The organism is Flexivirga aerilata (genome assembly GCF_013002715.1).
Classification (GTDB): Bacteria; Actinomycetota; Actinomycetes; order Actinomycetales; family Dermatophilaceae; genus Flexivirga; species Flexivirga aerilata.
The window spans coordinates 12,290-35,505 of record NZ_JABENB010000002.1 but is presented as its reverse complement, the minus strand read 5'-3'; the positions used below and the strand labels follow the sequence as shown (position 1 = coordinate 35,505).

Genomic DNA, 23,216 nt, shown 5'->3' with positions numbered 1-23,216 from the left:
GAAAGCCTCAGCCGTCGAGTGCCTGACGCAGGTCGGCGATCAGGTCGTCGGCGTCCTCGATGCCGACCGACAGGCGGATGAGGTCGGCGGGCACCTCAAGCTCGGTGCCGGCGACGCTCGCGTGGGTCATGCGACCAGGGTGCTCGATGAGTGACTCGACTCCGCCGAGCGACTCGCCGAGAGTCCACAGTTTCGTGCGTCCGATGACGTCGACCGCGCGCTGTTCGCCGCCGGCGACCTGGAAGCTCACCATGCCGCCGAAGCGACGCATCTGCTTGGCGGCGACGTCGTGGCCCGGGTGGCTGTCGAGCCCGGGGTAATAGATGTGTGTGACGTCGTCGCGGGACTGCAGGAACTTCACGATCTGCTCGGCGTTGTCGCAGTGCCGTTCCATCCGCACCGCAAGGGTTTTCAGCCCGCGCAGCACGATCCAGGAGTCGAACGGCCCGGCGATCGCGCCCATGGAGTTCTGGTGGAAGCCGATGCGGTCGGCCGCGTCGGCAAACTCCGGGACGCCGATCTGCTCGGCGACCACGACCGCGCCGCCGACGACGTCGGAGTGACCGCCGCTGTATTTGGTGGTCGAGTGCAGCACGATGTCCGCGCCGAGGCTGAGCGGCTGCTGCAGGTATGCCGAGGCGAACGTGTTGTCCACGACCAGCAGGGCACCGGCCTCGTGCGCGATCTGCGCGACGGCCGCGATGTCGGCGATGCCGAGCAGCGGGTTGGTCGGGGTCTCCAGCCAGATCAGCTTGGTGACGCCCGGGCGGATCTCACCGCGGATGGCGTCGGGCTGGGACACCTTGGCCAGGCTGTAGTCGACGCCCCATGCCTTCTGCACCTTGTCGACGAGGCGGAAGGTGCCGCCGTAGGCGTCGGTCGGGATGATCATGTGGTCGCCCGGCTTGAGCAGCCCGCGCATGATCGCGTCTTCGGCCGCGAGCCCCGACGCGAACGCGAATCCCTTTGCGCCGCCTTCCAATGCGGCGATGCACTCCTCGAGTGCGGTGCGGGTCGGGTTGGCCGAACGGGAGTATTCGTAGCCGCCGCGCATGCCGCCGACGCCGTCCTGCTTGTAGGTCGAGGTCTGATAGATCGCCGGCACCACCGCGCCGGTGGTCGGGTCGGGCTCCTGCCCTGCGTGGATGGCCTTGGTCGAGAATCCCGTCATACGCCGAAGTCTAAGCAGCGTCGTACCAGCGCAGCACGCGCAGCGCCCGGAGCGTGTTCCACCGGCTGGGCTCGCCGTCGCCGTCCTCGAGCGCGAAGTGCATCAGTCCGGGGTGGGTGTTCTCCAGCGGCCAGGTACCGTCCGGTTGCTGCTTCGCGCGCACGTGCTCGACGGCCTGCGCCATACGCGGGTCGGGCGGCCCTCCGGCGTCGCGGAAGTAGTCGAGGGCACGCAGCACGTCGTAGTGCCACTGCGGCGGGAAGGAGAACTCCAGGAACGCATCGTCGGCGACCTCACCGGTCGAGGCGCGCCGAAACAGGTTGCGCTGCAACAGATATTCGTTGCCGCGACTCCGCGCGTCCGCTATCGGTATGGCGCCGCCGGCTCGCTCGTAGGCGAGCAATCCTTCGAGCACACAGATCGTCGTGTGGAAGGACGACCGGGTCGAGCCGTTCTCGGCCTCGCAGTTCCAGCCGCCGTCGGCCAGTTGCTCGCCGAGCAGTCGCCGCACGATGCCGTCGACGTCCTGCCCGAAGTAGGCGCCGACCGCGACCGCGCCGCCGTTGATGCAGGGCTCGACCTCGCCCTCGAAGAACGGCTCGCCGGCATACTCCCACCGCCCGCGCTCCCGCACGGCCGTCACCGCCTCCTGCACCGCCGGGTCGCCCGGCTCGACGCCGAGCGCTTGCAGCAGCCGAAGGGTGGGCAGCGTCGCGGTCCACGGCTGGCCCTCGGGGTCACCGACGACCTCGGGCGGCGGGGTCCACGTCTCGCGGCTCGGGAAGCAGGCACCACCTGCCCAGCCCTGGTCGTCATGCAGCGCGAGCAGCCTTGCGCCCCAGCCTGATCGGGCCACCTCGGCGCGCTCGGCGGTGACTTCGTCGGGGCTGGCGTCGACGAGGTCAGCCATCGTCTGCCACCGGATCGCCGGGTCCCCGGCCAGCAACCATGCGTCGACATCGGTGGGCATGCGGCGACCTCCAGTGGTGCGTCAGCTCACGCGGTCTCTTCCGAGCGCGGTGTTGAGCGCCCGCCAGTCTATGCCGCGCGGCGCACGCTCGACGATGGTTTGCAGCAGGCCGAGCCGGGTCGCGCGCAGCTGCGGGTCGTCGGCCATCACCATCACGTCGTCGAAGAACTTCGCCAGCGGCGCGACCAGCGGCAACGCGTCCGGGACCCATTGCGGCAGGCCGTCGTTCGCGTGATCGGGCAGCTCGTCGACATAGACGGCGAGGGCATCCTCGGCATCACTCGCCAACAGCGCCCGGTCGTATGACGCAGGCGTCTCCGGCGGCACGATCCGGGTGATGCGCTGCACCGCCCCCACCAGCGCCGGGAACCGGTCGTCGGCGCGCGCCGCGGCGTCGATGTCGGCGAGCGCCTGCACCGCGACACCGGGTGCGGCCGCGAGCGGCGCCACGGCGGCGATGCTGTCGACCGAGACCCCCTCGTCCCGAAGTGCCTGCTCGAACCGGCCGATCACGAATTCCTTTGCCGATGCGATAGATTCGTCACTGACGTCGATGCCCTGCTTGCGCAACCGCTGGGCGGCGACCGACAGCCCGAGGTCGACGGTGAGCTTGCCGAAGCTCGGCTGCGACCGCAGCACCGACACCAGGCCGAGCGCGGCACGACGCAGCGCGTAGGGGTCGGACGACCCGGTCGGCTTGGCACCGATCGCGAACATCGCGGTCAGCAGGTCGAAGCGGTCTGCCAGCGACAGCAGCGCCCCCGGCAGCGAGTACGGCAGGGCGTCTCCCGCCGAACGCGGCAGCTCCATCTCCCACAGCGCGTCGGCGACCTGCGGGGTCTCCCCCGCCTGCGCCGCGTAGTCGCGGGCCATCACACCGGCGAGCGAGGACAGCTCGATGACCATCTGCGACGACAGGTCGAACTTCGCCAGCTCGCCGGCCCGCTCCAACGTCTTGCGGTGCTCACCGGAAAGGCCGATGACAGAAGCGAGTTCGCGGGCGACATCGTTGATGCGGTCGGAGCGCTGCGCCATCGAGCCGAGGCGGTTCTCGAAGGTCAGCTTGTCGATGCCGGCGCGCAGATCGGCGAGCGGCAGCTGCTTGTCGGCGTCGTAGAAGAAGGCGGCGTCCTCGTAGCGGGCCCGCACGACGGTCTCGTTGCCGAGCCGGACCAGCTCCTCGTCGCAGTCGCCGTTGGCGACGGTGACGAAGTGCGGCAGCAGCTTGCCGTCGGCGTCGCGCACCGGCAGGTAGCGCTGGTGTTTGCGCATGACGGTCGTGAGGATCTGCTCGGGCAGCTCAAGGTACTTCGTGCCGTAGCCGCCGAGGATCGCGTGCGGCTGCTCGACCAGGTTGGTGATCTCGTCGACCAGGTCGGACTCGCCCTCGAAATCGATGGTGCCGCCGACGGATTCGGCGAGCGCCTGCGACTGGTCGACGACCTGCTGCCGTCGCACCTTCGGGTCGAGCACGATGCCGTGGGTGTCGAGCACGCGGGTCAGGTCGTCGGCCTTCGCCACCCGCACGAGCGGCTCGGCGTCGGTGCGGTGCACGTAGGTGGTGCGCCCGGCGTGCAGCTCGGAGGCACGGACCGGGACGACCGTCTCGCCCCAGAGTGCGACCACCCAGCGGATCGGCCGGCTGTAGGACAACTGCGGGTCGTTCCACCGCATGTTCTTGTCGGCGCGCAGCGACTCGATCACCTCGGCGACGATCTGCCCGGTGACCGTGAGCACGTCCCGGCCCTGCTCGGTGACGCGCACCGCGACGTGCTCGGCGCCGTCGAAGTCAGCGCGCACGAGGCTCGAGACGTCGACCTGCTGGCCGCGGGCGAAGCCCTGCGCGGCCTTGGTCAGTGCGCCGCTCTCGTCATACGCCGCGGCGACCTTGGGTCCCTTGCGCAGCGTCTCGGCGTCGGGCTCGTGCGGGGCGACGTCGGCTACGACCGCGACGATGCGGCGCGGGGTGCCGGTCACCTCGATCGCGCCGTGGGTGAGGCGGCTGCCGTCGAGCTTCTCGGTGAGCGCGGTGCGGACGAAGTCGATCGCCTGGTCCACGACGTGCGGCGGCAGCTCCTCGACCCCGATCTCGACGGCCAGCGTCTGGGCCGTGTCGGGCAGCGCGGTGACGTCGACGTCCTCGGGCTCGTCGGCCGGGTGGCGCACCGCGGCTCCGGCGAGCACCTTGGCGCTGTCGGCCTTCATCAGCGGGAAGTCGAGCTCGCCGCGCCGCTCGACCCACAGCTTGGACACGTCGCGGGCGAGACCGCGCATGGTCGAGAACGCCTTGGCCCGCTCGGTGGTCGAGATCGCGCCGCGGGCGTCCAGCACGTTGAACGCGTGCGACGACTTCAGCACATAGGTGTATGCCGGGATCGGCAGCCGCGCCTCGATGAGTCGCTTCGACTCCGCGACGTAGCGGTCGAAGAAGTCCTGGTTGGTCTGGACGTCGGCGTCGTCCAGGTAGTAGCGGGACATCTCGTACTCCTGCTGGCCGAAGGCCTCGCCATACGTGATGCCGGGGGCGTACTGCAGGTCCTTGAAGTGCGAGACGCCCTGCTGCGCCATCATGATGCGCTCGATGCCGTAGGTGAGCTCGACCGACACCGGGTCGAGGTTCTGCCCGCCCACCTGCTGGAAGTAGGTGAACTGGGTGATCTCCATGCCGTCCAGCCAGACCTCCCAGCCGAGCCCCCAGGCGCCGATCGCCGGCTGCGCCCAGTTGTCCTCCACGAAGCGGATGTCGTGGGCGTGGATGTCGATGTCGAGCGCCTCGAGCGACTCCAGGTAGAGCTCCTGCGGGTTGCCCGGGTCGGGCTTGAGGATCACCTGGAACTGCGTGTGCGTCTGCAGCCGGTTGGGGTTCTCGCCGTAGCGGCTGTCGTCCGGGCGGACGGACGGCTCGACATACGCCACCCGCCACGGCTCAGGGCCGAGCACCCGCATCAGGGTCGCGGGGTTCATCGTGCCCGCACCGACCTCGGTGTTGTAGGGCTGCACGACCATGCAGCCACGGTCGGTCCAGAACTTCTGCAGGCGGATGAGGGCGTCTTGCACGGTCAGCACCGACCCAGGCTATCGACCGGGCGACCGGCCGCGGTCCTACGCCTCGTCCGTCGGTCGTCTACGACTGGGCCGTATTTATGGGCCGTTGATCGCGTCGTGACCGATTGCGAGCAACCACAGGCGGATTCGGGCGTCTTCCCGGTGTTGACCACACACCTGGCGCTCCGGCGCCCGACCCATCGGGGGAAACCACCATGAAGCTCAACCGCGGATCGTTCGCACTCGCCGCCGCCGGCACGCTCGCCGTGCTCGGCCTCACCGCCTGCGGGCCGCAAGGAGGTATGACGGCAGGCGGCGCCCAGCACGCGTCGATGACGGGCACGAGCTCGAGCTCGGGCACGAGCACGACCGCGCCGCTGCCGTCGGCGAAGGCGGCCGCCGCGCAGGCACCGGCGGCGGCTGCGAAGACGCCCGAGGCCGCACCGACCGCACCAACCGCACCGGCCACGACATCGGGTGTCACGGCGGCCCTGCGGTCGGTCTCCGGCGCGCAGGTCCTGTCGGTGGTGCGCGTCGGCTCCGGCTGGGAGGCCGCGACCCAAGCGCCGAAGCGGCTGACCTTCTGGACGTGGTCGGCGGGCGCGTGGCACCAGGACGGGACTGCCGTCATACCGGAGGTGTTCTGCGCGACCAGCTGCCCCGCACCGAAGCTGACCGGCGCGCTGCTGCCCGGCGCGGATCACGCGACGTTCCTGGTCGACGGCGGCTTCACCGGCGACTCCACCGGCCAGGCGTTCGCCTTCGGGCGCGGGGCAGCCGGCTGGGCCCGCTGGGTGGAGACCGACGGGGTCATGCGGCTGGTGACTGCGCCGGCGACCTGGTCGACCGGCCTGGAGATGTCCATGCGCTTCACCGGCGGCCGTCTGGTCGTCGACTCGCTCTGGGGGTCGGACAACGCCCGGGTGGCGCCGGTGCTGCAGCACCGATTCCTGCGCACCTACCGCGCCGACGGATCCCGGCTGCGCCTGGTCGCCGACAACGTCTTCCACGCCCGCACCGTGACGCCCGGCACCGTGTCGGCGCCGCCGCTTCCGGCGGGCGCGCCGGTCGACGGCACCTGGGCGGTGCGCATCACCGGCGCCGAGGCCGGCGGCGAGCAGCTCACGGTGCAGTCGCCGGCCGGTGGCAACTCGCTGCGGCTGGGCCTGGCCGAGCAGGCGAACATCACCATGCTCGCGACGACCGGCGCCGGGGTCACCGGCGTCACCGCACCGAGCTGGGTCTTCGGGCTGATCTACAGCGGCCAGGTCGCGGGCGCGGCGGACACGTTCACCGCGAGCCCCTACGTGAAGCCGGCAGGAGTCGGTGCCTTCGCGGTCGACAAGACCGCGCAGATCACCGTGCGCGGTGGCGTGGTCACGACGCTCGTCGTCGCCGGTCGCTGACGATCCGCCCGACGGGCCCGGGCCGCCTCACCTGCGAGGCGGCCCGGGCCGTTGCTCGTTGCCTCGGGTCGCCGGCGCATTCCCTTGTCCCGTATGACGATTGGCGGCAGCCTCCCGGTCCAGCAGCGGCAGGTCGTCCGGCGTCACCAGGAAGGTGGACACGGCATACTCCACCAGCTGCATGCGCCGGTTGGTCGCGGCCTGACCGGCTCCACCGTGCAGGCCCTGCACCCCGGCGCGGCTCAGTTTGTCGCAGACGTTGTCGATCTTGCGGCCGAACCGGGTGGGGGTCCAGCCGAGCCGGGCGGCGGCGTCGACGGCGGCCGGAATCTCCCACGCGCCCAGGCCTGCTCGCCGGAGCACCGGCTCGGCGAGCGCGAGGATCGCGAGCCGCTGCGACTCGGTGAACGTGGTCGGGGCCAGCGTGGTGCGACCGTCGACGGAGACCCGGTGTGACGGGGTGACGTAACTGGCCTGGTCTGCCTCGACGAGCAGCTCGTAGGTGGTGCGCCCGGCGGAGAAGGTCACCACGGTCGCCGGGAAGACGAGCGGCAGTGCCGCACCGGCAGCGAGGGTGCTGCGCATCAGGCCCTGCTCGTCGGTCAGCGACGCCGGAATCCGGTTGCCCATGTTGCAGATCCACCACATGCCGTCGCGGTGGACGAACTGCAGGAAGAGCCGGTGCAGGTAGGGGTTGTCGTCGAGCACGAGGTCACCCTCGCGGCCGACGCGCAGGGTCTCGCCCGGCGTGACCGCGGCGATCTCGCCGGCGAAGTCGACGCGGAGCTCACTGCGTGCGGCGGTGTCCCCCTGCATACCGCCAAACCTACGTCAGCACATGGGGTGGCGGCCCCATCCGGACCACACAACGTGAGCCGGCGGCGGCGCGTCTGCAGGAGTGAAGTGCAGTCTTCCGGCCGATCCCGATGCATCCCCGATGGATCCCGGCCGGATCTCACGTGGTTGCGGCGCCTCGTTCAGGGGCGAGGCGCCGCTCCCACACCCGCAGCACGCCGTCGGTGCGGTAGCCCAGCCTGCGGTTGACCGCGAGCATGGGTGCGTTGTCGTCGGCGTTCCAGGTGCGGATCTGGGTGACCGCGGGCAGCTCGTCCATCATGGCGAGCGCCGCGGTCGCCTTCATGCGCAACCCGAGCGTGTGCCCACGAGCCTCGCGGACCACCAAAGTGTCCTGTTGGTAGGCGCGTTCGGGTGTCTGACTGGACACCTCGAGCCGGGTGTAACCGGTCGGCCAGCCACTCCTCCGGGATGCCGTCCCACGACACCTCCAGCCCGTACGCCGCGGCGTCCTCCCGGCCTGCGGCCGCTGCGTCGCGACCGAGCTGATCGCGGTCGCCCGGCAGCGCCATCGTGCTGCCGAGCATCGTCTGCACGATCGCGAACCCGCGTCGTTCGGCGAAGGACCGGCCGATGTCGTCGAAGCCTGCGTCATACTCGGTGGAGGTCTGGAGAATCGTCCGATGTGCTTGCCGCGCAATGCTTTCCGCTTCGTCGGCCAGCGCGCTGCCGACTCCGCTGCCGCGGTGCTCGGGTGGGACATGCAGCATCACCAGCGCGTTGTCCTGGTTGTCGTGCAGGGGCATCGCGATGGCCAGCATCCCCACCACCGTGTCCCTGCGGAGCGCGACTCTGTCGGCATACCCGATGTCGGTGCGGGTGCGCCGCATTGTGCGCAGTTCGCTCGCCGACCAGCTCGGGTCGGTCCCGGTGTGCAGGGACGCCATCGACACCCGTTGCGCGTCGACCCACCGGTCGAAGAGGTCGCGGGCGGCCGGGTCGTCGGAGCGGCCGTCGACGGGCACGATGCGCAGGGGTTCCACGCCGCCGCATTCTGGCCGAGGCGCTCCGCGGTGGCGAGCGGTTTTCGCGGCGGTGCGGGAAGGGTTCGGCAGCTTCGGGCGTTTCCCATGACATGAACTTCTTCCTCGGCCGCAAGACCACGATGGTGTCCCCCGACGAGGCGCTGCCCGGCCGCAAGCAGCCGCTGCCCGGCATTCCCGACCGGCACGAGGTGCTCGGCACGTCGATGCACGGGCCGTGGCCCGAGGGCACCCAGGTGCTGTATGTCGCGATGGGCTGCTTCTGGGGCGCCGAGCGGATCTTCTGGCAGCAGCCGGGCGTGGTGACCACGGCTGCCGGTTACATGGGCGGTTACACCGAGAACCCGACCTACGAGGAGACCTGCACCGGCCGCACCGGTCACACCGAGGCGGTGCTGGTCGCCTACGACCCGGCCAAGACGTCGGCCGAGCTGTTGCTCAAGGCGTTCTGGGAGAACCACGACCCGACCACCGCCAACCGACAGGGCAACGACGTCGGCACGCAATACCGCTCGGCGATCTACTGGACCACCCCGGAGCAGGAGCAGGCCGCGATCGCCACCCGCGACGCGTTCCAGAAGGTGTTGACCGACAACGGTTTCGGCGAGATCTCGACCGAGATCGAGCCTGCCTCGAAGGCCGGACCGTTCTACTACGCCGAGGACTACCACCAGCAGTACCTCCACAAGAACCCCGGCGGCTACTGCAACCACGGCCCCAACGGGATGACCTGCCCGGTCGGCCTGGTGCGTCAGGACCAGCTGCCCGCCCAGTCGGACGTGCTGCCGCCGAGCTGAGGTCTCACCGGGTGTGCAGCGGTCGCGCTGCCCGACACGCTGGGTTGGTGCCTGGTTAAGGTGGCGCACGGAGCCGCCACCTTCCCGTGAGGAGAGCCATGTTCGCCGTGTACGCCGACCAGCCCCACAAGGACGCGCCACTGGAGGGCCTCGTGGTCGGCGAACGCCCGGAGCCGGAAGTGCCCGACGGCTGGGTCACGGTCAACGTGAAGGCCGCCAGCCTCAACCTGCACGACGTGTGGACGCTGCGCGGGGTCGGCATCAAGCCCGAGCAGTTCCCGATGACGCTCGGCATGGACGCCGCCGGCACCCTCGACGACGGCACCGAGGTCGTCATCTACCCGGTCGTCAACCAGCCCGGCTGGACCGACGACCAGACGCTCGACCCCAAGCGCACCCTGCTCACCGAGCAGCACCAGGGCACGTTCGCCGACCAGGTGGTCGTGCCGGCCGCCAACGCGCTGCCCAAGCCCGCGGGACTGAGCTTCGCGCAGGCGGCGTGCCTGGGTACGGCGTGGCTCACGGCATACCGGATGCTCTTCACCAAGTCGGGCATCCGGCCCGGCCAGACGATGCTCGTGCAGGGTGCGAGCGGTGGCGTCTCCACCGCTCTGATCGCGCTCGGCAAGGCTGCCGGCATGCGAGTGTGGTGCACCGGCACCAGTGACGAAAAGCGAGCACTGGCAAAGGAAGTCGGCGCCGACGAGGTGTTCGAGCCGGGCGCTCGGCTGCCCGAGCGGGTGCCGGTCGTCTTCGACTCGGTCGGCAAGGCGACGTGGTCGCACTCGATCAAGTCGCTCATCCCCGGCGGCACGGTGGTGACCTGCGGCGCGACCACCGGCGAGCCGGAGTCGGCCGAGCTGACCCGCATCTTCTTCCTGCAGCTGCGGGTGCTCGGCTCCACGATGGGCACCCGGTCGGAGTTCGCCGACCTCCTCTCCTACTGCGCCACGGCCGGGCTGCAGCCGGCCATCGGGCAGGAACTGCCGATGGAGCGGGCCAAGGAGGCCTTCGAGGCGATGATCGACGGCCGCACCGGCGGCAAGCTCGTGCTCACCCGCTGACCATTTCCTGGCCGCGCGCCGGCGCCTCGGACGAGGATGGACCTCATGAACGACGACATCACCGTGGCGGACAACGCGCCGCAGCATCGTTACGATGCACACGTCGGCCGCGTGCTCGCCGGCTTCGCGGTCTACCGGCTTTCGGACGACGTGATCACCTTCGTGCACACCGAGGTCGACCCGAAGTTCGAGGGCAAGGGCATCGGCGGCGCGATCGCGCGCTTCGCCCTCGACGACGTGCGCGAGACCGGTGAGCGACGCGTCGTACCGTCGTGCCCATTCATCAAGGCGTGGATCGACAAGCACCCCGAATACCAGTCACTCACGCAACCCTGACCCTGGCGCCGGACGGCTCGGGCGGCCGAGCTTGAAGCCGTCACGCGGCGGCGTGGGTGTGACCGGGCATGCAGCCTGGTGTGAGGTCCCAGGTCACGCCGTCGGGGCCGACTCGTGCCATGAACCCGTGGCGGTGGACTTCCTGGTGATGCCTGCAGCAGAGCATCGCGGAGTTGGGGAGGCTGGTTTCGCCGCCGGCCCACCACGGGATCACATGATGAACCTCGCAGAAACCTGGCGGCCGATCACAACCAGGGAACGTGCACCCGCCATCGCGTATGACGACAGCTGCCCGTAAACCCTTGGTGACCAGGCGTTCTCGCCGGCCCACATCCAACGGCTGACTCGGACCGCCCAACACCGCCGGGATCAGGTCCGCATCACACGCTGCCCGCCGGGCGGCTCCGGCATCGAGGACGTCCCCGCCCGGGGTGGTCGCCGCGCCGATGCCGTCGGTCAGCGACGTGAGGTCCATGGTCAGCAGGATCGTCGCCGCCGACCCGACGGGCGCCACTACACCGGCAGCAACCTTCGCGCCCGCACTGATCAGCTCCATCAACGCGTCCGCCCGACGTTTGCCCGGGGTGCGCTCATCCCGCACGGCTTCGCTGCGGCCGCCCTCGGTGTCGGCGGTGGCGGGTCGTGGTGCGGACCCGGCGGTGATCGCCGCCTTCAACACCGCAGCATTCGCGGGCGCCAGCTCCGCGACGAGCCGGGTCATCCCGGTAGCAGTGGTGCCCCAGGTCAGCGTTTCGACCTGCTCGAGCTTCGCGTCTTGCGCGGACAACGCTTCGGTGGCATAGGTCGCCAGGATCTTCCGGGTCAACGCCTGCACACCGTTGGCTCCGAGCGCAGGATCCAACTGCAGGAACCACGCGAGCACTTCTCCCCGGTCAGCGGTCGGGATCACCGGCGCCACCTTGTCCGCATTGCTCAGCGCGGCCCGCGCCGTCGACACCGTGCACGAACCCTGCCGGACTGCGGCGGCGATGACCGCGTTCTTGCGTTCCCGGCACTCCTCGGCCACCACCGCGATCGACTTCGCCTCGGCCGGTTCGATCGGCACCCCGGACGCCTCGGCGTGACGGCATACCCACTGCGTCGTGTTCGCAGCCGTCGAGCCCGCAACCGTCCCACGGTCCACCGCATCAGCAGTGACCACCGCGGCAACCTGTGCCGACCGCCCATGCACCGCAACAACACCTGGGTCAACGACTCCACCTGCCCGTCGCCGAGCTGGTGCACCACCTCCGGCACCTCATCCAGCAAGGCCGCGACCGCCTGCAACTGTGCCAAGACCTCCGGTCCACGCCCCGGCTCAGCCGGCACCCGAACACCACCCTCCGGCAAATCCGGACACTCCGGCAGCGGCACAGCAGAATCGAGAGACATGACCCGAATCTCCTTCCGCCGCAGTGGTTTTCGTTGTTGCCAATATCATACGTGCCCCCACCGACAAGCCACCGGATCCGGCCACCAGGCCGCTGCAACCGCAGGCACTCGACCGCCTCGGCGAGCGCGAAGACCGCCGCATTGACGGGGCAGCAACAGAGCAACAACCAAGCAATAACCAAGCAACAGCCGAGCACCAACAGAGCATCAACCGAGCAACACCAGGGCAACACCAGGGCAACAGGCAAGCCGCACCTTGCCAAGGTGAGGCAAACATGCCTGGCCGCGACCGGGCTTTCTCTTTAGGCTCGGGGCATGAAGATGAAGCCCGCCCTGGAGAAGAAGTTCAACGAGCAGATCACCCTCGAGTTCGAGTCGTCGATGGTCTACCGACAGCTCGCCATCGAGATGGAGGACGCCGATCTGCCGGGCATCGCCGCATGGCTGCGGCACCAGGCGGACGAGGAGATCGTGCACGCCAACAAGTTCATCGACCACCTGAGCGACCGCGGCAACCACCCGGTCATCGGTGCGATCCCGGCGCCGAAGGTGTCGGCGAAGGACGTCCTGCAGGTCTTCGAGGCCGCCCTGGCGCACGAGCGCCGCGTCTCGGAGTCGATCCGCGGTCTCTACGCGGCGAGCGAGAAGGACGGCGACCTCGACTCACGTCCGCTGCTGCTGTGGTTCGTCAGCGAGCAGGTCGAGGAGGAGGCCACGGTCGACGAGATCATCGGCCGGGTCAAGCTGATCGCGGGTGACGGCCCGGGCCTGCTGCGCCTGGACGAGGACCTGGCACAGCGACCGGTGGCAACCACCGAGAACGGCGCCGGCTGACCGGTCCGAAACCGCCTGTGCCAGCGGGGCATTCACCTTTCCGGTGAGTGCCCCGTTTGCTATGTCGCGAGGAGCTCGCGCAGGGCGCTCACCCATTCCAGTGGCCGGTCGAGATGCAGGTCGTGCCCGGCACCCGCGACGGTCCTGACTCGTATGCCGGGCCGGGTCGCGGCCATTCGTTCCACCTGCGCCGCATCCAGCAGACTGCGCTCGGCCACCACCAACTCCGTCGGCGCCGTGACCTTCTCCCACGCACGCCAGCGCGGCATGACCAGCACCGGCCGGATCGCCTCCACCAGCACATCGGCATCCCACCGCGGGAGCAGGCCGCCCGGGCCGATCTCGAGCCCGTCGGCCCACGCCTGCGCCGCGGACGGTGTGCCGTCGAAGAAGTCGGCGAACTCGTCACGGTCGGCGAAGGGCACCGGCCAGCCGTGCAGCCATCGGCTCAGCCCGTCGAGGTCGTCGTCCTCCGCTCCGCCGACACCCGCCTCGACCATGACGAGTTTGCTTACCAGTGCAGGGTTTTCGGCTGCAACCAGCATCGCCGTGTGGCCACCCATCGACTGCCCGACCAGCGTGACCGGCGCGCCGATGCGCTCGATGAGTGCCACGACGTCGCCGACATACGCATCCCGGGTGACCTCGCGCGGCCGCCGGGTCGACCGGCCGTGACCACGCTGGTCGAGCGCGACCAGCCGATGGGAGCCGCGGAGCGCCCGCATCGTGCCGGACCACTCCTCCGCGGTGCCCGCGAGACCGTGCAGCAGCACGATCGTGTCGGGCCCGTCACCGACGTCGGCATACGCCAGCTCGACGTCTGCCCGCGAGAAGGTCTGCCATGCGCCGGCCTCGATCACGATCGGCATTCTCGCATTTGACTACTTCGAACATGCGTTCGATCATAGTTCGTATGGCGACCACTTCCGAGACCACCGTTGCCGAGCTGACCAAACTGCTCGCCCGCCATGACAGCGCACCGGTCACGGCGGGGGTGCCGGTGCACGAGGTGTTCGCCGACATCTTCCCCCACGGGCTGCGCAGCGGCGCCGTCTACTCGCTGCGCGGCTCGATGACGGCCGCGCTCGCCCTGCTTGCCGGACCATCTCTCGCCGGCTCGTGGTGCGGGGTCGTCGGGGTGCCCGACCTGGGCGTCGAGGCCGCCGCCGAGTGGGGTGTGCAGCTCGACCGCCTGGCTCTGGTGCCGCGTTTCGACCCCGCCGACTGGACCACGGTGATCGCCGCGCTCGCCGAGGTCACCGCGCTGGTCGTCGCCGCCCCGCCCGACCGCATCTCCCCCGGCGAGGTGTCCCGGCTGCTCGCCCGGTTGCGGACCAGTGGCAGCACCCTGGTCGTGCTCGGCCCCTGGCCGCGCGCGGCCGCGGAGCTGACCGGTCAGGTCGTCGAATGGCGCGGGCTGCACCAGGGACACGGCCATCTCAGTGCCTGGCGGGTGCAACTGGAGGTCACCGAACGTCATCGGCGGCGCCAGATCGAGTTCGCGGTGCCGGTGCGGCCATGATCGGGCCCGACCCACTGCGGGTGCTCATGCTGTGGTGCCCCGACTGGCCGGTGCTGGCGGTGCAGTTGACCCAGGGCGTCCCGCACGACGCACCCCTGGCGCTGGTCGACCGCGGTCTGGTCGTGGCCCGTTCGGCCGCCGCTGCGGTCGAAGGAGTCGAGACCGGGCTGCGCATCCGCCAGGCGCAACATCGCTGCCCCGAGCTGATCGTGCTGCCCCACGACCAGCTCGCCGAGGCCCGGGCCTTCGAGCCGATGCTGCACGCCGTCGAGGAGAAGATCCCCGACGTCCAGGTGATCCGGCCCGGCCTGGCGGCCGTTCGTGCCAAGGGCGCCGCCCGGTTCTACGGTGGCGAGGAGTCCGCCGCCCGTGCCCTGCTCGACCACGTGCGGTCCCACGCACAGCACGACCTGCGACTGACCGTCGATCTGCGAGCGGGCGCCGCCGACGGCTTCTTCACCGCCGAGCACGCGGCCTACGCCACCCGGCCGCAACGCCCGATCCGACTCGTCCCGGCGGGCACCTCCGCCGACTTCCTCGCCAACCTTCCGGTGACCACCGTGTGCGACAAGCGCACTTCAAACTTGTTGCAGCGCATGGGCATTCGCACTTTGCGAGATCTTGCCGACCTCCCCCGCGAGCAGGTGCACGCACGCTTCGGCGCCGCCGGACTGCACGCCCACCAACTCGCCCACGGCGAGGACTCACCCACTCTCAGCCCACGCACCCTGCCACCCGACCTCGGCATGTCGGTGACCTTCGATCCGCCGGCCGCCCACCTGGAGCAGATCGTCGCCCGGTGCGAGCCCGCCGCCACCGAGTTCGTCGAAGCGCTGACCCGGGCATCGTTGATCTGCACCGAGATTCGGGTGACCGTGCAGGTGGAGCCCGGCGCCCTGCTGGAGCAGCAGTGGCGCCATCCGTGGCAGTTCGGCCGCGCCGAGGTGCTCGACCGGGTGCGCTGGCAGCTGGAAGACCTCGCCGCCGACGCCGTCACCGTCGACGACGACGGGCTGCCCGCGGCGGTGCTCTCGGTGCACGTGATGCCCGAATCCCTCGACAGCACAGCGCATCACGCGACCGCACTATGGGGCGATCGGCCGGACGAGAAGGTCGAGCACGCCCTCACCGGGCTGCAACACCGGCTGGGCCACGAAGGCGTCCTCACCAGCGCGGTCGCCGGTGGCCGGTTGCTGCACGAGCGGCGGGTGCTGCGACCGTGGGGTGACGCGCTGCCGACCACCCGCGAGCGCCGGCTCGAACAACCGTGGCCGGGGACGGTGCCGGGTCCGGCACCACCCACGGTCTTCAGCCAGGCCCGCCAGGTGCAGGTGACCACCGAGCACGGCGCACCGATCACGGTCGACGACCGCGGCGCGGTCAGCGGCGCACCGGGGTGGTTGCACCTGCCCGACGACGGCCGGCGCCGCATCACCGCCTGGGCCGGCCCTTGGCCGGTGCGCCAGCGATGGTGGCGAAAACAGCGCGACATCAACAGGTTTCAACTCATCGACAACCAGTCGACGGCATGGTTGGCACTCACCGAAGGCGATTCGTGGTGGATCGAGGCACGCTATGACTGACCGGGCGCGGCGCTGATGGGGTGGAACAACCCGGCCATCCCCTGGTCGCAGCTGGAGCAGGCGCTGTCCCACGGCATACGCCCCGACGACCGGACGGTGCGCGGGCGGGCAGCGGACGGTGGGGATGGCCCGGGCTTCTCCCGCAAGCGAAAGCCCTTCCGGCCGGCCGATCTCGACGTCGGCACCGGTCCCGTCGTGCCTTACGCCGAGTTGCACGCGCACTCGCACTACAGCTTCCTCGACGGAGCCGCCGCACCGGAGGACCTGGTGACCGAGGCGGCCCGGCTGCGACTGCACGGGCTCGCGATCACCGACCATGACGGCCTCTACGGCATCGTCCGCATGGCGGAGGCCGCCGAAAGCTACGGTCTGACAACGGTGTACGGCGCAGAGCTCTCCCTCGGGCTGACCGCTCCGCAGAACGGCATGGCCGATCCCGACGGCACGCACCTGCTCGTGCTCGCCCGCCGCGAGGAGGGCTACCGCCGGCTGGCCCGCGCGATCACCGAGGCACAGCTCGCCGAGTCGGCCGAGAAGGGTCGCCCGGTCTACGACCTGCACACTCTCGCCGAGGAGGCGGCCGGCCACTGGGTGGTGCTCACCGGTTGCCGGAAGGGCAGCGTGCCGCACGCCCTGCGCACCCGCGGTGTCGAGGCGGCGATCGCCGAACTACGGCGACTGCAGGAGCTTTTCGGCAAGGACAACGTCTACGTCGAGCTGACCGACCATGGCGACCCGGGCGACAGCAGCCGGTGCGATCAGCTTGCCGCGGTGGCCGCTGCCGCCGGCGCAGAGGTCGTCGCCACCAATGCCGTGCACTACGCCAACCCGACGCAATATCCACTCTCCACGGCCCTCGCCGCGGTGCGCGCCCGGCGCAGCCTGGAGGAGCTCGACGGCTGGCTGCCGGGCCACTCCGGCGCCCACGTGCGCAGCGGCGCCGAGATGGCGGCGCGGTTCGGCCGCTTCCCCGGAGCGGTGCAACGCACGGTCGAGCTCGCCGACGAGCTCGGCTTCAGTCTGCGCGCGACCTCGCCGCGACTGCCTCGGCAGGAGGTGCCCGACGGGCACACCCCGATGAGCTACCTGCGGGAGATCACCATGCAGCGTGCGCCGGAGCGTTATCCGGCGGACAACCATGCGGCATACGCCCGGCTCGAGCGAGAGCTGAATGTCATTGAGAAAAAAGACTTTCCGGGATATTTCCTGATCGTCCACGAGATCGTCGAGTTTGCCCGCAGTCAGGGCATCCTGTGTCAGGGGCGTGGTTCGGCGGCGGCCTCGGCCGTGTGTTACGTGCTCGGCATCACCGTGATCGACCCCATCTACTACGAGCTGCCCTTCGAACGCTTCCTGTCCGAGCTGCGCGAGGAGGCACCCGACATCGACGTCGACTTCGACTCCCGCCGGCGCGAGGAGGTCATCCAGCACGTCTACCAGCGATATGGCAGACGCAACGCCGCCCAGGTCGCCAACGTCGTCACCTACCGCCCGAAGAACGCCGTGCGTGACATGGCCAAGGCGCTCGGCGCGAGCCAGGGGCAGCAGGACGCCTGGTCCCGGCAGGTGGAGCGATGGGGTGCGGAGATCTCCAGCCAGGACCACGACATCCCCGCCCCGGTCATCGATCTGGCGCGCCAGGTGCTGACCTATCCACGCCACCTCGGCATCCACTCCGGCGGCATGGTGCTCACCGACCGGCCGGTGGGTGAGGTGTGCCCGATCGAGCACGCCCGCATGGTGGATCGCACTGTCCTGCAATGGGATAAGGACGATTGCGCCTGGATGGGGCTGGTGAAGTTCGACCTGCTGGGGCTCGGCATGCTGGCCGCACTGCAGCACACCTTCGACCTGGTCGAGCAGCACCTCGGCGAGCGCTGGCGGATCGAGACGATCCCCAAGGAGGAGCCCGGCGTCTACGACATGCTGTGCCGCGCCGACTCGATCGGGGTGTTCCAGGTCGAGAGCCGCGCGCAGATGGGCACCCTCCCCCGGCTCAAGCCGCGCAGCTTCTACGACCTGGCGGTCGAGATCGGGCTGATCCGGCCCGGCCCGATCCAGGGCGGCGCGGTCCATCCCTACATCCGGCGGCGCACCGGCAAGGAGGACATCACCTACCCGCACCCGCTGGTGAAGCCGGTGCTCGAACGCACCCTCGGGGTGCCGCTCTTCCAGGAGCAGCTGATGCAGATGGCGATCGCCGTGGGCGACTGCAGCTCGACCGACGCCGACCTGCTGCGCCGGGCGATGGGCTCCAAGCGCGGCGTCGAACGCATCGACCGGCTGCGCGACAAGCTGTACGCCGGTATGGCGCGCAACGGCATCACCGATGAGCTCGCCGACGAGATCTACACCAAGATCGAGGCGTTCGCCAACTTCGGTTTCGCCGAGTCGCACGCGCTCAGTTTCGCGGTGCTCGTCTATGCCAGCTCATGGCTCAAATTGCATTACCCCGCAGCGTTTCTCGCCGGTCTGCTGCGCTCCCAGCCGATGGGTTTCTACTCGCCGCAGACGCTCACCGGCGATGCGCGCCGGCACGGCGTCTCGGTGCGCTCCCCCGACATCCACCGGTCCAACGTGTATGCCGATCTCGAGCCGGAGCAGCCCGACGGATCGATGACCGCAGGCGGCCGCGAGGAGTGCCTGCACGACAATCCCGGCAAGGTCGGCGACTTCGATGCTGCCGCGCCGGAGGACTGGCAGGAGCACCGGCGCGACTGGCCGTGTGCGGTGCGGCTCGGGCTGTCCGACATCACCGCGCTCGGCGAGGCCGCGGCGGAGCGCATCGTGCAGCAGCGTGAGTCGTCCGGGCCGTTCCGCGACCTGGCCGACCTGGCGCGCCGGGCAGAGCTGAACACCGAGCAGATGGAGGCACTTTCGCTGTCCGGAGCGCTCGACGGCATCTCCGGTTCGCGGCGCGATGCGCTGTGGCAGTCGGCCGAGGCCGCGTCGATCCGCGGCGACCAACTGGAGGTGCGGGTGCCCTACCAGCCACCGCTGCTGCCGGAGTTGAGCATCGGCGAGCTGCTCGTGCACGACCTGCAGGCGACCGGCATCAGCCCGCAGGACCACCCGATGCGTCATACCCGAGCCGACCTGGATGCCCGTGGGGTGCTGCCCATCACCCAGTTGCAGCACTTCGAGACCGGCCGGCGGGTGCACGTGGGTGGGGTCGTCACGCACCGCCAGCGTCCGGCGACGGCCGGCGGCATCACCTTCGTCAACCTCGAGGACGAGACCGGCATCCTCAATGTCATCGTGTCGCGCGGGGTGTGGCACCGCTACCGGCGCATCGCCCGGTCCTCACCGGCCATGGTGGTGCGCGGCGTGCTGGAGCGTTCGGAGGACGGCGTGATCAACCTGGTCGCCGACCGGCTCGAACACCTCACCATCCACGTGCAGGTCAGATCGCGTGACTTCCAGTGACCCGCGCGGCCTGCGGTGCCAGATTCGGCACCCAGCTATTGACGAGACCGTAACCAGAAGCGCTACCGTCGTTGACAGCCGGCAAGACATCTCTGGAGGGCTCATGGCCACCACCCGTCGCACCTTCCTCACCGGTCTCGTCGCCACCGGCGCCGCGGTCGCCTTCGCACCATCGGCGAGCGCCGCCGCACCACCGCGCGCCGATGTATGGATCCCCAGCCATCGTGAGTGGCTGTCCGGCTGGCTCTACCGCCCGACCGCCGACACGAGCAGCCGCCGGCCGGTCATCGTCACCGCACACGGCCTCGGCTGCATCAAGGAGATGGGCCTGGACGCCTATGCGCGCAAGTTCGTCGCCGCCGGTTATGTCGTCGTCGCGTTCGACTACCGCTTCTTCGCGGGCAGCACCGGCCGGCCGCGACAGCTGCTCGACATCCCCAGCCAGTTGCAGGACTGGCACGCCGCGATCGCCTGGGCCCGGCAGCTGCCCGGCGTCGACCCGGACCGGGTCGGCATCTTCGGCACGTCCTTCTCCGGCGGCCATGTCCTCAAGGTCGCAGCGGCGGATCCCCGTGTCGCAGCAGTGATTTCGCAGTGTCCCTTCACCGATGGCGCCGCGTCGACGGCGACCATCGGCCCGGTGGCGATCGCCGGCGCCGGGGCACTCGCCACCGCAGACATCGCGGCCAGCGCGGTCGGCCAGATGGTCACCATCCCGCTCGCCGGCCATCCGAACGACGTCGCCCTGATGAACGCCCCCGACGTCTGGGACGGCATCCACGCGCTCGTCCCGCCGGGCGTCACCTGGATCAACAAGGTCGGCGCCCGCGCGGCCGTGCAGATCCCGGCCTACTACCCCGGCTGGGCCACCTCCGCGATCGAGGCACCGACCTACTTCGCGATCTGCAGCAAGGACACCGTCGCCCCACCCGGACCGACTCGCGTGTATGCCGCCAAGGCGCCCAACGGCACGGTCAAGGAGTACGACATCGGTCACTTCGACATCTACCTCGGCGCGCCGTTCGAGGAGGCCTCGAACGACTACCTGAGGTTCCTGGCCGCCAAGCTCCCGGTCTGACCGCGACTGACGGCTCCCTCGGCGAGTGACGACCGTGACGAGGCGTCACTCGCCGGACGAGCCGTCACTCGGGCGCCGGGGGGGGAGCCGATGTCACCGAGGCCCATCGGGTGCCGGGCCGGTGGTGTCACCGACGCGCAGCGACACCTCGAACGATACATCGCCGACCTCGTCACCGGCGAGCAGGTCGCGCACGACCTCGCCGACGGCGCGCCCCTTCTCGAGCGGTCGCTGGTCGATCGTGGTGAGTTCCCGCCCAAACCACGGCAGTGACACCCCGTCGAAGCCGGTGACCGAGAGGTCCTCGGGCACTCGCAGGCCGCGATCGCTCGCCGCCTGCACGGCGCCGGCGGCCAGCAGGTCGCTCTGCGCGATGATCGCGGTCGGCGGGTCGGGGCGGTCGAGCAGGAGGTTGGCGGCGGCATACCCGGAGTCGAAATCGGCCTCCGCCGCCTCGACGAGCGCAGCCCGGGCAAAGACGTCCCGCACGCCCAGCGCGCGCTCCCGGGTGTCGGGAAAGTGGCTGCGGCGCACGGTGTCCAGCGTGCGCAAGCCGGTCTCGTTGCCCCATGCGAGCGGCATCATGATGTGCCCGACCGTGCGGTGGCCCAGGTCGCGCAGGTGACGAGCCACCCGCGCGGACGCGTCCCGCTCGGGCACCTCGACCTGCACGATGCCCGGGCCGCAGGGCGCACCGGTGCCGACGACTGGCACCCCGCGTGCGGCGAATTGTGTTGCCAATGCGTTGTTTTCGTCCCCGCACAGCATGAAGACCGCGGCATCCGCGACGATGCGGGAAACCTGCGGGCCGGGGTCGCCGTGTCCTTCCGTCGCGTCGGGCAACAGCAGCAGCCCCGAGCCCATCTCCCCCACGACTTGGGACAGGCCGTCGAGCACGGCGACGACATACGGATCGCGGAAGGCGTGCAGGATGCGCCGCTCGACCACCGCCGCGATCACACCGCTGCGGCCGTGCCGCAACGAGGAGGCCATCGGGTGCGGCCCGGTGTAGCCGAGTCGCTCGGCGGCCGCCCGCACCCGGCCCGCGGTGTCCTGCGCGACCGGCTTGTTGCCGCTGAAGACCAGGGACGCGGTCGACATCGAGACACCGGCGAGCTGCGCGACATCGCGCAACGTCACTCGGGCGACGGCTCCGGCTTGACCACGTGAGGGCATGTGCAGCAGACTATCGAATCGATTCGATCGAATCGATTCGATCGACATCCAGGAGCCCCCTGCAGGCTCCGCACTCACCCCGGGAGGAGCACCGTGGCAACGGTGGACGACCTGCGCAACGACCGACCGACCCGCCCGGGCTCCCCCGCCCCGGACGCGGTCCGCCGCGCCTCACGCTCGGTGATGATCGTCTTCGCGCTCAACGGCGCGGCCTTCGCCACCTACGCCTCGCGCATCCCCGACACCAAATCGCTGCTGCACCTGTCCGCCGGCCAGCTCGGCCTGTTCCTGCTCGCCGGCGCGCTCGGCAGCGTGCTCGGGCTGCCGATGTCGGGCTGGATCACCGGCCGTTTCGGTGCGCGGCGCACGGTGCTCGCCGGCTCGGCCGCCACCACGCTCGGCTACTCGCTGTCCGCGATCGGCATCGACACCCACCAGCTCTGGCTCGCCGCGGTCAGCCTCTTCGTCGCGGGCTGGGGTGTCGGCATCTGGGACGTCGCGATGAACCTCGAGGGCACCGTCGTCGAGCAGCACCTCGGCCGCTCGATCATGCCGCGCTTCCACGCGATGTTCAGTGGCGGCACTGTCGCGGCCGCGCTGCTCGGCGCCGGCTTGACCGCGTTGCGCGTGCCGGTCTGGCTTCACGTGATCGTCGTCATGGCACTGCTCGCCGCAGGTACGGCGTGGGCGGCCGGCGGATTCCGCGCGCTCGGTGAAGTCACCTCCGAGCCCGAGAGCTCTGAGAAGCCCGAAAACCCAGACTCCGCAACCGAACCCGCAGGGAAGTCGAGTCACCTGTCCGCGTGGCTCGACCCTCGCGTCCTGCTCATCGGCGTGGTCACGCTCGCAGCGGGGTTCACCGAGGGCACCGCAAACGACTGGCTGTCCGTGGCCTTCGTCGAGGGGCACAACGTGCCCAAGTGGGCCGGTGTGCTGGCCTTCGCCACCTTCCTCACCTTCATGACGATCGGTCGTATCACCGGCACCGCCATTCTCGACCGGCACGGCCGGGTGCCGGTGCTGCGCTGCGCCTTCGCACTCGCCGTGGTCGGTTGTCTCGCAGTCGTTTTCGGCTCCACGCCGATCGCGTATGCCGGGGTCGTCGTCTGGGGCGTCGGAGTCTCGCTCGGCTTCCCGGTCGGGATGAGCGCCGCGGCGGACGACCCGGCCCAGGCGCACGCCCGCATCTCGGTGGTCAGCACGATCGCCTACACCGCGTTCCTCGCCGGACCGCCGCTGCTCGGCTTCCTCGGCGAACACGTCGGTGTGCTGCACGCCCTGCTCGCCGTCGGCGCGGCCGCCACCCTGGCGCTGCTGCTCGTGCCCTCGGTGCGCGAACCCGACCGCTCCCACGCCGCCCACTGAGGCCGCGCGCTGAGGCCGCTTATTGGGGCCGCGCTGACGACCGGCGACCGGCGACCGGCGACTGACGCGTCACGCGGCGACTGACGGCCTGATCGAGGCGTCGGTCGGCGAGGAAGCCGTCAGTGGCGGGTCGTGCGGGAGTCTGGCGAGCGGGTAGTGGGGCGGGGGTCTGGCGAACGGGTCGCCGGGGTCTGCGGGGGTCCGGCGAGCGGT

Annotated in this window: 18 protein-coding genes and 1 pseudogene; 10 read left to right on the top strand and 9 right to left on the bottom strand. The window is 70.2% G+C overall.

The features are described from left to right. Positions 1-7: 7 nt before the first annotated feature. From HJ588_RS12010 to HJ588_RS12000, 3 genes are read right to left on the bottom strand one after another with little or no spacing between them, the layout of a single operon-like run. The gene (locus tag HJ588_RS12010) at positions 8-1,171 is read right to left on the bottom strand and encodes a cystathionine gamma-synthase (RefSeq protein ID WP_171155877.1); all 1,164 of its coding nucleotides are present in this window, start codon (positions 1,169-1,171) and stop codon (positions 8-10) included. 10 nt (positions 1,172-1,181) lie between these two features. After that, the gene (locus HJ588_RS12005) at positions 1,182-2,141 is read right to left on the bottom strand and encodes a hypothetical protein (protein ID WP_171155875.1); all 960 of its coding nucleotides are present in this window, start codon (positions 2,139-2,141) and stop codon (positions 1,182-1,184) included. Positions 2,142-2,162: 21 nt separating this feature from the next. Then, positions 2,163-5,207, bottom strand: a complete 3,045-nt coding sequence (locus tag HJ588_RS12000) for a glycine--tRNA ligase (protein WP_171155873.1) — start codon at positions 5,205-5,207, stop codon at positions 2,163-2,165. A gap of 194 nt (positions 5,208-5,401) precedes the next feature. Between HJ588_RS12000 and HJ588_RS11995 the strand changes: the two genes are divergently transcribed. Further along, a complete protein-coding gene (locus HJ588_RS11995; RefSeq protein WP_171155870.1) occupies positions 5,402-6,592 on the top strand; it encodes a hypothetical protein in 1,191 nt (396 codons plus the stop codon). A 27-nt stretch (positions 6,593-6,619) separates the two neighbouring features. Here HJ588_RS11995 and HJ588_RS11990 read toward each other — a convergent pair whose 3' ends face one another. From HJ588_RS11990 to HJ588_RS20195, 3 genes and pseudogenes are all read right to left on the bottom strand, one after another. After that, positions 6,620-7,408, bottom strand: coding sequence for a hypothetical protein (locus HJ588_RS11990; protein WP_212755885.1), 789 nt, complete (start codon positions 7,406-7,408; stop codon positions 6,620-6,622). Positions 7,409-7,547: 139 nt separating this feature from the next. Next, the gene (locus HJ588_RS19470; protein ID WP_246242413.1) at positions 7,548-7,817 is read right to left on the bottom strand and encodes a hypothetical protein; all 270 of its coding nucleotides are present in this window, start codon (positions 7,815-7,817) and stop codon (positions 7,548-7,550) included. Between the two features lie 247 nt (positions 7,818-8,064). Continuing rightward, a pseudogene (locus tag HJ588_RS20195) lies at positions 8,065-8,277 on the bottom strand (GNAT family N-acetyltransferase); the annotation flags it as partial. A 245-nt stretch (positions 8,278-8,522) separates the two neighbouring features. Between HJ588_RS20195 and msrA the strand changes: the two are divergent. The 3 genes from msrA (at position 8,523) to HJ588_RS11970 (ending at position 10,627) form a co-directional block, all read left to right on the top strand. Next, positions 8,523-9,227 carry a peptide-methionine (S)-S-oxide reductase MsrA gene (msrA, locus tag HJ588_RS11980; protein ID WP_171155866.1) on the top strand — a complete coding sequence of 235 codons (705 nt, stop codon included), beginning with the start codon at positions 8,523-8,525 and terminating at the stop codon, positions 9,225-9,227. A gap of 98 nt (positions 9,228-9,325) precedes the next feature. Then, positions 9,326-10,291, top strand: a complete 966-nt coding sequence (locus HJ588_RS11975) for a zinc-binding dehydrogenase (protein WP_171155864.1) — start codon at positions 9,326-9,328, stop codon at positions 10,289-10,291. A gap of 36 nt (positions 10,292-10,327) precedes the next feature. Beyond that, entirely contained in the window at positions 10,328-10,627 is a 300-nt protein-coding gene (locus HJ588_RS11970) for a GNAT family N-acetyltransferase (protein ID WP_343036698.1), read from the top strand. A 40-nt stretch (positions 10,628-10,667) separates the two neighbouring features. Here HJ588_RS11970 and HJ588_RS19460 read toward each other — a convergent pair whose 3' ends face one another. Continuing rightward, positions 10,668-11,771, bottom strand: coding sequence for an HNH endonuclease signature motif containing protein (locus tag HJ588_RS19460; protein WP_343036754.1), 1,104 nt, complete (start codon positions 11,769-11,771; stop codon positions 10,668-10,670). A 563-nt stretch (positions 11,772-12,334) separates the two neighbouring features. On the opposite strand from HJ588_RS19460, the gene HJ588_RS11960 reads away from it, so the two are divergent. Further along, the gene (locus HJ588_RS11960) at positions 12,335-12,853 is read left to right on the top strand and encodes a ferritin (protein ID WP_171155858.1); all 519 of its coding nucleotides are present in this window, start codon (positions 12,335-12,337) and stop codon (positions 12,851-12,853) included. Between the two features lie 59 nt (positions 12,854-12,912). On the opposite strand, the gene HJ588_RS11955 is transcribed toward HJ588_RS11960, so the two are convergent. Continuing rightward, the gene (locus HJ588_RS11955; RefSeq protein ID WP_171155856.1) at positions 12,913-13,722 is read right to left on the bottom strand and encodes an alpha/beta fold hydrolase; all 810 of its coding nucleotides are present in this window, start codon (positions 13,720-13,722) and stop codon (positions 12,913-12,915) included. 44 nt (positions 13,723-13,766) lie between these two features. Between HJ588_RS11955 and HJ588_RS11950 the strand changes: the two genes are divergently transcribed. From HJ588_RS11950 to HJ588_RS11935, 4 genes are all read left to right on the top strand, one after another. Further along, positions 13,767-14,375 (top strand): hypothetical protein, encoded by a 609-nt coding sequence (locus HJ588_RS11950; RefSeq protein ID WP_171155854.1) that lies wholly within the window; start codon positions 13,767-13,769, stop codon positions 14,373-14,375. Beyond that, positions 14,372-15,958: a DNA polymerase Y family protein gene (locus HJ588_RS11945; RefSeq protein WP_171155852.1), complete on the top strand. Its 1,587-nt coding sequence runs from the start codon at positions 14,372-14,374 to the stop codon at positions 15,956-15,958. Before HJ588_RS11950 ends, HJ588_RS11945 begins: the two co-directional genes overlap by 4 nt. Positions 15,959-15,973: 15 nt before the next feature. Next, positions 15,974-19,384, top strand: a complete 3,411-nt coding sequence (locus HJ588_RS11940; protein ID WP_171155850.1) for an error-prone DNA polymerase — start codon at positions 15,974-15,976, stop codon at positions 19,382-19,384. Positions 19,385-19,487: 103 nt separating this feature from the next. Further along, positions 19,488-20,462 carry an alpha/beta hydrolase gene (locus tag HJ588_RS11935; RefSeq protein ID WP_171155848.1) on the top strand — a complete coding sequence of 325 codons (975 nt, stop codon included), beginning with the start codon at positions 19,488-19,490 and terminating at the stop codon, positions 20,460-20,462. Between the two features lie 93 nt (positions 20,463-20,555). Here the strand turns inward: HJ588_RS11935 and HJ588_RS11930 are convergent, their stop codons facing one another. Continuing rightward, complete coding sequence (locus HJ588_RS11930; protein ID WP_212755882.1) at positions 20,556-21,638, bottom strand: LacI family DNA-binding transcriptional regulator; 1,083 nt, start codon at positions 21,636-21,638, stop codon at positions 20,556-20,558. 93 nt (positions 21,639-21,731) lie between these two features. On the opposite strand from HJ588_RS11930, the gene HJ588_RS11925 reads away from it, so the two are divergent. Next, positions 21,732-23,003, top strand: coding sequence for an MFS transporter (locus HJ588_RS11925; protein ID WP_343036697.1), 1,272 nt, complete (start codon positions 21,732-21,734; stop codon positions 23,001-23,003). Positions 23,004-23,216 lie beyond the last annotated feature (213 nt).